This window comes from Deinococcus sp. Marseille-Q6407 (genome assembly GCF_946848805.1).
GTDB lineage: Bacteria > Deinococcota > Deinococci > Deinococcales > Deinococcaceae > Deinococcus.
This window is the reverse complement of the sequence record NZ_CAMPFU010000001.1, coordinates 69,482-80,000: the sequence shown is the minus strand read 5'-3', so window position 1 is coordinate 80,000 and position 10,519 is coordinate 69,482. Positions and strand designations below refer to the sequence as shown.

12 protein-coding genes are annotated in these 10,519 nt (G+C 64.2%); 5 read left to right on the top strand and 7 right to left on the bottom strand.

Annotated features, from left to right (window positions below):
- Window positions 1-100 precede the first annotated feature (100 nt).
- Complete coding sequence (locus tag OCI36_RS00375) at window positions 101-1,549, top strand: sigma 54-interacting transcriptional regulator (RefSeq protein ID WP_261663098.1); 1,449 nt, start codon at window positions 101-103, stop codon at window positions 1,547-1,549.
- 145 nt (window positions 1,550-1,694) lie between these two features.
- On the opposite strand, the gene OCI36_RS00370 is transcribed toward OCI36_RS00375, so the two are convergent.
- The 5 genes from OCI36_RS00370 to OCI36_RS00350 all read right to left on the bottom strand — a co-directional run bounded on the left by OCI36_RS00370 (window position 1,695) and on the right by OCI36_RS00350 (window position 5,779).
- Window positions 1,695-3,017, bottom strand: a complete 1,323-nt coding sequence (locus tag OCI36_RS00370; protein ID WP_261663097.1) for a cytochrome b — start codon at window positions 3,015-3,017, stop codon at window positions 1,695-1,697.
- A gap of 2 nt (window positions 3,018-3,019) precedes the next feature.
- Window positions 3,020-3,676, bottom strand: coding sequence for a ubiquinol-cytochrome c reductase iron-sulfur subunit (locus tag OCI36_RS00365; RefSeq protein ID WP_261663096.1), 657 nt, complete (start codon window positions 3,674-3,676; stop codon window positions 3,020-3,022).
- Between the two features lie 49 nt (window positions 3,677-3,725).
- On the bottom strand, window positions 3,726-4,559 hold the full coding sequence (locus OCI36_RS00360; RefSeq protein ID WP_261663095.1) for a c-type cytochrome: 834 nt from the start codon (window positions 4,557-4,559) through the stop codon (window positions 3,726-3,728).
- Window positions 4,560-4,872: 313 nt separating this feature from the next.
- On the bottom strand, window positions 4,873-5,142 hold the full coding sequence (locus tag OCI36_RS00355) for a hypothetical protein (RefSeq protein WP_315941223.1): 270 nt from the start codon (window positions 5,140-5,142) through the stop codon (window positions 4,873-4,875).
- Window positions 5,135-5,779, bottom strand: coding sequence for a response regulator transcription factor (locus OCI36_RS00350; RefSeq protein WP_261663094.1), 645 nt, complete (start codon window positions 5,777-5,779; stop codon window positions 5,135-5,137). Before OCI36_RS00350 ends, OCI36_RS00355 begins: the two co-directional genes overlap by 8 nt.
- 122 nt (window positions 5,780-5,901) lie before the next feature.
- Here OCI36_RS00350 and OCI36_RS00345 point away from each other — a divergent pair, with 122 nt between their 5' ends.
- A complete protein-coding gene (locus OCI36_RS00345; RefSeq protein ID WP_261663093.1) occupies window positions 5,902-6,426 on the top strand; it encodes a hypothetical protein in 525 nt (174 codons plus the stop codon).
- A gap of 50 nt (window positions 6,427-6,476) precedes the next feature.
- On the opposite strand, the gene OCI36_RS00340 is transcribed toward OCI36_RS00345, so the two are convergent.
- On the bottom strand, window positions 6,477-6,974 hold the full coding sequence (locus OCI36_RS00340) for an S-ribosylhomocysteine lyase (RefSeq protein WP_261663092.1): 498 nt from the start codon (window positions 6,972-6,974) through the stop codon (window positions 6,477-6,479).
- A gap of 80 nt (window positions 6,975-7,054) precedes the next feature.
- On the opposite strand from OCI36_RS00340, the gene lspA reads away from it, so the two are divergent.
- The gene (gene lspA / locus OCI36_RS00335; protein ID WP_261663091.1) at window positions 7,055-7,570 is read left to right on the top strand and encodes a signal peptidase II; all 516 of its coding nucleotides are present in this window, start codon (window positions 7,055-7,057) and stop codon (window positions 7,568-7,570) included.
- A 30-nt stretch (window positions 7,571-7,600) separates the two neighbouring features.
- Here the strand turns inward: lspA and thrB are convergent, their stop codons facing one another.
- Complete coding sequence (gene thrB / locus OCI36_RS00330) at window positions 7,601-8,515, bottom strand: homoserine kinase (RefSeq protein WP_261663090.1); 915 nt, start codon at window positions 8,513-8,515, stop codon at window positions 7,601-7,603.
- Between the two features lie 328 nt (window positions 8,516-8,843).
- On the opposite strand from thrB, the gene OCI36_RS00325 reads away from it, so the two are divergent.
- Window positions 8,844-9,113: a GlsB/YeaQ/YmgE family stress response membrane protein gene (locus OCI36_RS00325; RefSeq protein ID WP_261663089.1), complete on the top strand. Its 270-nt coding sequence runs from the start codon at window positions 8,844-8,846 to the stop codon at window positions 9,111-9,113.
- 277 nt (window positions 9,114-9,390) lie between these two features.
- On the top strand, window positions 9,391-10,509 hold the full coding sequence (locus tag OCI36_RS00320) for a glycosyltransferase family 2 protein (RefSeq protein ID WP_261663401.1): 1,119 nt from the start codon (window positions 9,391-9,393) through the stop codon (window positions 10,507-10,509).
- The last annotated feature ends 10 nt before the right edge of the window (window positions 10,510-10,519 follow it).

Sequence of the window (10,519 nt, the reverse complement as noted above, 5' to 3'; positions counted from 1 at the left end):
CGAGAGGCCCGAATCCCGTGAATAACGCTGTTTCTCCCCCCTCCCTTCTGGCGTAGCGGCACAGTTGCAGGGGGCACCAGCGTGCTACTTTCAGCGCCATATGACACCACCTAATCCACAGACCCTCGGAGAACTGCTGCAACTGCCTGAATACGCCGGCAGAAAGCCTTTTGACGGGCAAACCCTTTCCGTCCAGGACGAAGTTCGCAGGAACCTGACACGTAAGCTCAGAGCCGGCGAGCCGCTGTTTGAAGGCGTGGTCGGCTACGAGGAAACGGTGATTCCCCAGCTGATCAACGCGCTGCTGGCACGGCAGAACTTTATTCTGCTGGGGCTACGCGGCCAGGCCAAGAGCCGTATTCTGCGGGCCATTACGACCCTGCTGGACGACTACGTACCGGTGATTGCCGGAATGGACTTTGCAGACGATCCGCTGAACCCAATTACCGCTGAAGGCCGCGAACGGGTAGAGCAGGAAGGCAACGACCTGCCGCTGCGCTGGATGCCCCGCGAAGAGCGCTACGTAGAAAAGCTGGCGACGCCCGATGTGACGGTGGCCGACCTGATCGGGGACGTGGACCCCATCAAGGCAGCCCGCCTGGGCACCAGCCTGGGTGACAGCCGCTCGATGCACTACGGCCTGCTCCCACGGGCCAACCGCGGCATCTTTGCGATCAACGAGCTGGCCGACCTCTCGCCCAAGGTGCAGGTGGCACTCTTTAACATCCTTCAAGAAGGCGACGTTCAGATCAAAGGCTTCCCGGTTCGTCTGGAGCTGGACGTGATGCTGGTCTTCAGCGCCAACCCCGAGGACTACACTGCCCGCGGCAAGATCGTCACTCCCCTGAAAGACCGCATCGGCAGCGAGATCCGGACCCACTACCCCCGCGACGTGCGGCAGGGTATGGACATTACCGCCCAGGAAGCTGACCGGCAGCCGGAAGTCCAGGTGCCCGACTTTGTGGCGGAACTGATTGAGGAGATCGCTTTCCAGGCCCGTGAGGATGGCCGGATCGACAAGCTCAGTGGCGTTTCGCAGCGTCTGCCTATCAGCCTGCTGGAGCTGGCGGCGGCCAACGCCGAGCGCCGCTCGCTGGTGACTGGAGCTGCGCCGGTGGTGCGGGTCAGTGATATCTACGCTGGTCTGCCGGCCATTACCGGCAAGATGGAGCTAGAATACGAGGGCGAACTGAAGGGCGCAGAGAATGTGGCAAAGGACCTGATTCGTAAGGCCGCCGGTGCCGTCTACGGGCGCCGCTTCGCCAGCCTCAGTACCGCAGCGCTTGAAGAGTGGTTTGAGCAGGGTAATGTCTTCCGCTTTCCGCAAAGTGGGCTGGCCCAAGACATCTCCGCCTCGCTGAACGAAGTGCCGGACCTGGCCGACCTGACCACAGCAGTGGCAGAAAGCAGTGATGCCGACATGCAGGCCAGCGCCGCCGAGTTCGTTCTGGAAGGTCTGTATGGCCGCAAGAAACTGAGCCGCGCCGAGGAGCTGTACGCTGCGCCCGAGCCCGAGCTGAAGATGGGCCGGGGCGGCCGCTGGAACTGAGCTCCGGTTGCCGGAGCGCAGCTGGCCTTCTTCCACCCGGAGGTCAGCCCGGTGCCTGGGCACAAGAGACAAGCCTGGTCGTTACCAAGACACCAAAAAAAGCCGCCCGGAGAGGGCGGCCTTTTTATTGAGGAACGGGGAAAGGTCAGTCGTCGTGACCGTAGACCAGGGCACGCTGCTGCTCCTGCTGATCGGCCCGGCGCAGACGGCGGATACCGGCCACGTAAGCCAGGGTCAGCGCGTAGGTGATGGCAGGCACGATCACGCTCAGCGCCCACAGCACCAGGTTGGCGCGCTCAGTGGACAGATAGCCGTTGGCCACCAGTTCACCCTTATAGCCGGCCACCGACCAGACGATCAGGAGGGTCAGGAAAGCGATCCCAGCGGCCAGACGGTGGGGATGATCGGTGGGGTTCTCGGCGTAGTAGAGGTTGTCGTCGCTCTTATCGAGCATCGGCACTGCAAACATCAGACCCAGCACCAGCGTGGGGATTACCAGAGCACCAAAGAACTCGGCGCTGAAGTCACCGCCCAGGAATTCAAAGCTAAAGGTGTTGGGGATGATCGCCAGCAGGCCGAAGACCCACAGCAGGTACCAGTCAGGCTTGATGCCTTCAATCGGCTGCGAGCTGGGCGGGCCGTAGTGCTGGACCGGGTGTACCGGCACAAAGGAGCTGAACAGAATCACGATGGCGGCGAACAACAGCGCCAGCATCAGCATGATGGGTGTCTGCTGAGTGATCAGCGGCACACCGACAATCTTTTTGTAGGCGATGCGCTTGGCGTACTGCGGCTGGGTGTGCTTCTGCTTGATCATGATCAGCATGTGCGCGGCCGTCAGGGCCAGTAGAATGCCGGGCAGCAGCATGATGTGGTAGCCGTAGAAGCGGGGAATCAAACCTTCACCGGGGAAGCGGCCTGCAAAGGCGAACTCAGCCAGCCAGGGACCGACCCAGGGCACCGAGGCGGTGATCGCGTTGATCACCTTGAGGGTGTTGTAAGCGTAGTTGTCGTACGGCAGAGCGTAGCCGGTCACAGCGGTCAGCGCGGCAAAGATCAGCAGCAGCATGCCGATCCACCAGTTCAGTTCGCGCGGCTTTTTGTAGGCGCCGGTGAAGTAGATGCGCATCATGTGCAGCACGGCAGCGGCCACCATGATGTTGGCGCTCCAGTGGTGAATGCGGCGGAACATGTCGCCGAAGGGCATGGCATTGATCTTCAGGGCCGAGTGATAGGCGGCTGGAATCAGGTTGGGCTTGTCCGGGCTGCCCGGGTCGAAGGAGTTCACCACCATCGCATTGCTGGGCTCGAACGACAGCGCCAGGATGATCCCCGTCAGAATCAGGATGATCAGGCTGAACAGCGTGATCTCCCCGATAAAGAAGGTGTGGTGAACCGGAAAGGCTTTGCGCAGGAACTTGTCGTTCAGGCGCGAGATATTCAGACGCTCGTCTAACCACTGGTTCATATTCAGGCTCCCTTAGCGGTTTCCTTGGTGGCTTCCCAAGCAGCTTCGTCCGTGTAGGGATAGGGCGGAGTCAAGAAGAAGCCAGCCACCTTGATGTTGTCGCCTTCCGCCACGATCGGCAGCTGGGCCAGTTTGTGGGGAGGCGGACCGCCCACCACGATGCCGCCCTGCTTGGGCTGGTACTGGCCCGAGTGGCAGGGGCAGCGCATGCCGTTGCCGTCCTTGGCGTCGGGCACCGGGCAGCCGGCGTGGCTGCAGATATCGCTGTAGGCCACCACCTGGCCGTCAATGGTCGATTTGATATCCGTCTCGCCACTCAGCTCGCCGGACGCAAACTTGTAGAGCACCAGCAGGTTGTTGGGCTCACCCTTGCGGATCACCTTGTTGCCCTTGTCGTCCTTGCCCATCGGCCAGGCCTGCACCTGCTTGTCGCTCAGGTCGGCCATCGTGATGGGAGTGCCTTCCTTTTCGGGCGCCGCATGCACCAGGATGTCACCTTCCATCGGAGGCTTCTTGTCGGCGGTCATGCGGTACATGGGGTGGGCGCCGCCCAGGGTTCCCAGCAGGCTGAGGGTGCCCACGGTTGCCGTGGTGCCCATGGCCATGTTGATGAACCGGCGGCGGGTCAGTTCGGGGTCTTTTACCTTGTATCGGGTCATTTCATTTCTCCTACGGAGCAAGCAGGCCGGTTAGGGCCCGCCGCAGCACTTACCAGGGGAATTCTCCGCTGGCGTCTTCGACCAGCACCTCGCCGTCCATGAAGAACTTCTTGTACAGGCCCACAGCCAGCGCCAGGCTCAGCACCAGCAGGCCAGCCCACAGGCCTTCACGCGTCACGTTGGGTGTCACGTTGGCACTCCAAGCGGCGTAGTCGGCCATCATCTGCCGGGCAAACAGCACGCTGAACAACAGGCTGGCCATCAGGGTCACCACCATCAGCAGGGTGGCGACCGGGCTGGCTCGCACCTTGTGAATGCCGGGCTTCAGCTCGGAACCTTCGGCCCAGTACGAGTACAGACCGACCAGACCGTAGGTCAGCAGCAGCATGGTGAAGGACAGGAAGAAGATTTCAGGCAGCGCGATGCCTTCGGGAACCAGGCGGCCGCGTTCCTTGAGCACTTCAGGGTCAATCTCGCTGGCGCCCTTGGCCACCAGAGCCGGGCTGAGCGGCTCGGGGATATCGTTGCCCCAGGAATGCAGGACGTAGTTGGCGACGGCGTAGATCTCGTCTTCCTTCAGGACGCCCTCAAAGGACGGCATGCCGCCTTTGCCCTTGTGGACCATGCTGTAGACGTAGGCCGGGTCGCCGGTGATCTTGGTGTTGCCGGCCAGTTTCGGACCAGCGCCACCCTGACCGGCCGCGCCGTGGCAGCCTGAGCAGTTGGTCTCGAAGAGTTTGGGGCCGGACTTCGGCCACTCGGTCTCGATGCTGGCCATGACGGCGGGGTCCACCTCAACCGGTTCGGGGGCGGTGGCAGCGTTAAACAAAAAGAGTGTGATGACCCCAAACAGGGCCGCAAAAAAGATTGCGACCAGGGGCATGACAGCGTCGTTTCTCTCCACGGTACTTCTCCTCGGATATGGGCTTGGGCCTCTGGACCTCGCAGTGCGGCGCCAGAAGTCAGGGCAGTCCAGCGTTGTTCACCTGCAATTGTAGTGCAGAAGATGCGGCTTAACATACCACGCAGCTTCCTCACGACCGACCGAAAAGTAAGGCTCTGAGCGGGACAGTTGCTCTGGATAATGCTAGGGAGAAACGGTGCCGCAAATGTCCCTGTTCTGTACGGGGAGAAAGTGCCAAGGAACCGCTCTAGCAGCGGTCAAATGCCCGGCAGGCGCGGCGCCTGAAAAGACCCTACTCCGGCAGTTTCAAGCTGGCCAGAGCCGCAAAAGGGTGAGGCGCGTCTACCGGGCGCAGGGTGCAGAATGGCGTGGCGCCCTCCGGCTCGACCCGGTGCGGGCACAGCGGGCACTCGGGAAAGGCCTGATCGGTATAGGCCAGGTCCGGCTCGGCAGAGACCAGGCTCCATTCGCGGCCACAGCCGGCGCGGTACACCTGTTCACGGGCCGGTTGGGTGCGGGGCGCCCGGGCCGGTGATGCCTGAGAGGAGCGGCGTTTACTCAAGGGGAGCAATTCCTTCGCGGATGGCGTAGAGGGCGGCCTGAGTGCGGTTGTTCAGCTGCAACTTGGTAAAGATCTCGCTGAGGCGGTTGCGGACCGTCTTTTCCGAGATGTCCAGCCGCAGGGCAATGTCCTGATTGGAAAAGCCCTGGGCCAGCAGCTTGAGAATCATGGTTTCACGCTCGTTGAGGTCGTTGTGCTTTTCCTGCGGCAGTTCCTCGCGCTTATCACGGAAGTCGTCCAGCACGTTCTGTGCCATGTCGGAGTTCAGCAGCGCCTCGCCGGCGGCGACCCGGCGGATGGCGTCCAGCAGAGTGGTACTGTCGGCATCTTTCAGAATGTAACCACGGGCGCCCGCCTTGACCGCTTCGAACACATAGCGGTCCTGACGGTACATGGTGATCATGATGACCTTGGCGGACGGGTCGATTTCCAGAATGTTCTGGGTAGCTTTAACGCCGTCCAGTTCGGGCATCTGAATATCCATCAGGATCACGTCCGGGTGGGTGTCGGCGGCGAAGCGTAGGGCCTCGCGGCCGTTGGCCGCCTCACCGATCACACGCATGCCCTCGCTTTCGAGCAGGCTCTTGAGCCCCTGCCGGAACAGCGCATGATCATCCACCAGCAAGACACGAATCATATGGGGCCTAGTTTAGCCCGGGGCCCCGTTTCCAACTGCAACCTGAGGGGGCCGGGCAGCACCACCCACGCTCCTCATTTTTTTTCATCACGGTGTCAGCTCAGGCTATAGTGCGGCTCGAAATGACCTGGTTCGACGCGCTGCTCCTCACTCTGCTGGGAATGCTGAGTGCCCTGGGCCTGCGGACCGGCCTGGGCGGGCTGGTCTGGGGCGGGCTGACATTGCTGGCAGCCTATATCGCCAACCGGCTGGGCAGCCACCTGGGACCCTGGGGAGCCCCCGGCCTGGCGCTGGTGCTGGGGTTGGGGGCCGCCGCCGCCGGGCAGCTGACCCGGCAGCTGACCTCGCGGCCCTACCACTCGCTGCCGCTGTGGCATGCGGTGGGCGGGCTGCTGGGCGGCGGGCTACTGGGCGGCGCTGCGGTGGCGGCAGCCCTGCTGGCTTTTCCACTCAGCCCCCGGGTGGACGCAGCCGGGGTGCATTACGTCTACCCTTCGCCCGAGCTGCCACCAGGCCTTTATCAGGCCATAAACCGCTCGGTGCTCAAGGACAAGCTGATGCCGCTCTGGGACGAGACCCCCGGCTCGGTCTGGCAGGTGCTGCTGCTCCCGGACCTGCCGCAGCTCAAAGAGCCCCGGCGGCCCTGAAGCTGGACGAAACTTAACCTAGACAGAACTGGGCCTAGGCGGAGCTGGCTTCAGCGTTCGAGGTAAATGGTGTCCTGAACGTGCAGGCCCTGGTCCAGCACCTGGGCGGCGTAGCGCTTGGCGCCTTCAAGGTCGTGGTCGCGGGCGTTGCCACATTCCAGTTCGGAGCGGCCGGGCACCGAGGTGTAGGTGCTGACATCCGCCAGAGCCTCCTGGAAGACCTGCATGATTTTCTCGGGCTGTGGTTCGTCGATTACCGCCATGTAAAAGCCGGTGCGGCAGCCCATCGGGGAGACGTCAACCACATTGTCCAGGCGGCCGCGCAGGCCGGTGACCAGCAGGTGTTCCAGGGTATGCAGGGCGCCGGTGGGCAGGGCGTCCTGGTTGGGCTGCAGCAGCCGCAGGTCATACTTGCTGATGGTATCGCCGCGCGGCGTGGTCTGGGTGCCGGCCAGGCGCACGTAGGGCGCTTTGACCTTGGTGTGGTCGAGCTCGAAGGATTCCACCTTGCCTTTGACGGCGGTGCGTTCGGGAGAGTTCTGGGTCATGCGGCCGGTATAGCACAGGGCCCGCAGCCCAAATGACAGCCAGGGCGCCGAAGCCAGGGGCCGCTCTCTATACTGCGGCAATGCGCTCCGCTGCCTCTGCTCCCCCCCGCCGCTGGCCCCGCTGGTTTCCCATTGCGCTGGCTGCCCTACTGATCATCGCCGATCAGGCGCTGAAAGCCTGGGCGGTGAACAATCTGGTGTATCAGGCTCCGCCGGTTCCGGCGATTCCGCTGCTGCTGGAATGGGTGCTGACTTTCAACACCGGCGCGGCCTGGAGCATGTTCTCGAACTCGGCGCTGCCACTGGCCGCTCTGCGGCTGCTGGTGGGCCTGGGGCTGCTGGGCTACCTCTGGGCCCGCCCGCAGGTCCGCTGGCTCACCACGGTGCTGGGCATGATCGCCGCTGGGGCCATCGGCAACGCCATCGACGGCCTGGTCCGTGGGCAGGTCACCGACATGATCGATATGCCGCTGCTGTCACTCATCTCCAACGCGCTGCATGCTGGAGATTTCCCGATTTTCAACCTGGCAGATGTCTACGTGGTGCTGGGCACCCTGAGCCTCTTGCTGCTCAGCCTGCGCGAAGACCGCCGCTGACCGGGCGTAGCAGCGAGTTAGGCACAGGACTTAGGCCTCAAAACGGCCGTCCAGTTGCGCCCCGTCCCGGTCAAGCGGCAGGTCCAGCACGCGGCCGCTCAGCCCTTCCTCGGCCATGACGGTTCGCAGGAAACTGTGCAGGGGGGCGGTGTCCTGCCGGGTGTCGTGCAGGCACAGCACCGTGGGGCCGGCGCCACTCAGGGCCGCGCCCAGGGCGCCGTGCTGAGTGGCACCGGCCAGCACAGCGTCCAGCCCCGGCACCAGGGGTGCGCGGTACGGCTGGTGCAGCCGGTCCTGCATGGCCGCCGCCAGCAGGTCCAGCCGGCCGGCCAGCAGCGCAACTGTGGTCAGCGCGGCGTGTGACACGGTAAAGACAGCGTCTGCCCGCGAGTAGTGGGGGGGCATCACCCGGCGGGCGTCGGCAGTGCTGAGTTCGAAATCGGGAATCAGCACGGTGGCGCCCAGGTGCGCCGGCGGTTCAATCCGCAGCGGCTGTGCCTGCTGCCCATCAAAAGTCGCCACCACCACGCCGCCCAGCAGCGCCGGGGCGACATTGTCCGGGTGCCCTTCCATCCGGCTGGCGAGGTCCAGCAATTGGTGGCGGTCCAGCGGATCGTCCAGCACAGCATTGGCGGCCAGCAGCGCGGCAACCAACGCGGCCGCGCTGCTGCCCAGCCCACGGGCCAGCGGCACCTCGCTGCTGATCTCCAGCCGCAGCGGCGGCAGCGGGCGGCCCACCACCTGCGCCAGCTCGGTCATGCCGCGGTAGACATAGTTGCTCGCGTCGGCCGGGGTGCCGGCCAGTACCTCACCCTGCGGCACCACTGTCAGTGCCGGGGCCGGCTGCACCTGCACAGTGGTATAGAGCGGCAAGCTGAGGCCCAAGCAATCGAAGCCGGGGCCCAGATTGGCACTGGAGGCCGGCACCCGCACCGTCAGCGGCATACGCTGGCCCTCCCACAGCAGCCGGAACAGACGGGGAGAGCAGGCGGCAACGAAAGCGGAGAACCGGCAAGCACCATGCCCCAGCTTAGCCGAGAGCAGCGGCCAGGCACTCCATAGACTTGAGAAATCAGTCAGTTTCAGGGTTCAAGCTGACGCCGCCTAAAGCCCACCTTTATGAAGCTCTGAAGGCAGGTTGGGCAAGCTTTGATAACGTGTTCAAAATCACGCTCGGGGTTTCTGTCCCAGCCGATCTTAACTTTGGCTTTGTGAGCTGTTACGGCGTTCTCACAGCATTTCACTCAAATTCAATTCCCCCGGAGGAAAAAAGATGTCCTGGATTATTACTATTTTGGTAGGCGCCCTGGCCGGCTGGCTGGCCAGCCTGATTATGAAGACCGACGCCCAGCAGGGCGCCATCGCCAACATTCTGATCGGTGTGGTTGGCGCCGCGCTGGCCCAATGGCTGTTCGGCAACGTATTTCATATCGGCGGCGCCCAGGTGGCCGGCTCCGGCTTCAACTTCTGGAGCATCGTCTGGGGTGTGGTGGGCAGCGTGGTGCTGATCGCCATTCTCAAGGCCCTGCGTATCCTGCGCTAAACGGCAACTTTTGCTCTGTGCCCCCGGCTGAAGCTGGGGGTTTTTTTTGCTCTGGCCTGAAATACCGGGCCGAGCCGACTGGGCAGCGCCACGGCCAGACACACGGCCAGACACCAAGGTCTGACGTAACTCTTAGAACCGTGCGGCATACTGCGGGCGAGATGCAGCCCCGCACCCCTGTTCGCCCGACTTCCGCCCCCCGGCGTCTGCGGTTTTCTGCCCCGCGCCTGTGCATCTGCCTGCCCTCTTCAGCCTGCCCCCTGACCGGCGGCCGGCCATGAGCCGGCGGCAGCGCGCCGCCTCGCTGGCGCAGGGGCTGCTGGTGGGCATGACCCTGGGCTACACCGCTTACCGGGCCGTGACACTGGCCGTCAACGCCCGCCGGTTTCCCCGGCTGGACCGGCCCCACGCGCCACTGCGGCAGCGGCCCCGCGTCTCTCTGCTGACCCCGGCCCGCGACGAGGCCCACAACGTCCCCAAGCTGCTGCAAGGTCTGCTAAGCCAAGGCGCCGACGAGGTGATTCTGCTGGACGACAACAGCAGCGACGGCACCGGCGACCTGGCCCGTGACCTGTGCCGCGGCGTGCCGGGCGCCCGGGTCATCAGCGGTGCACCGCTGCCAGACGGCTGGTCGGGCAAGAACTGGGCCTGTCAGCAGCTGTCACAGGCGGCCAGCGGCGAGGTGCTGATTTTCGTGGATGCCGATGTGGAATGGCATGCTGGCGCCCTGGACGCCGTGCTGGCCGAGCTGGAACGCTCGGGCGCCGACCTGCTGAGCTGCTGGCCCCGCCAGGACGTGGGCAGCGCCGGCGAGCGCCTGATCACCCCTTATATCGACCTCTACCTGCTGACCCTGCTGCCCTACCCGGCCATGCGCCTGCCGCTGGTAGCGACCGCGACAGCGGTGGGACAGGTGATGGTGTTCCGCCGCTCCAGCTACGACGCGGTGGGCGGGCATCAGCTGGTGCAGGGCGATGTGCTGGAAGACGTGCTGTTCGCCAAACGGCTCAAGGCACGGGGGTACCGGGTGCTGGGAGCACTGGGCGGCGAGCGCATCGGGGTGCGGATGTACCAGGATTACGCTTCATCGGTCAACGGCTACGCCAAAAGCTGGCTGCCGGTGCACGGCAATTCGCGCCTGCTGCTGAGCGTGGCGCTGGCCGGGCAATTTTGCGTGTACACCCTGCCCTGGATGCTGGACTTCCCGGGAGCGCGGCTGCTGCGCGTCACCGGGCTGCTGGAGCGTTCGGCGGTGGCCTGGACCGCCGGGCGCCGCCGGCCGGCCGACCTGGCCGAGGGCCTGCTGGGACCGATAGGTCCGCTGCTGCAGCTGCCAGTTTACCACAAGGCCATTCGCCGCAAGGTCAAGTGGAAGGGCCGGGTCTACGAGCAGTAAGCGCTGAGAC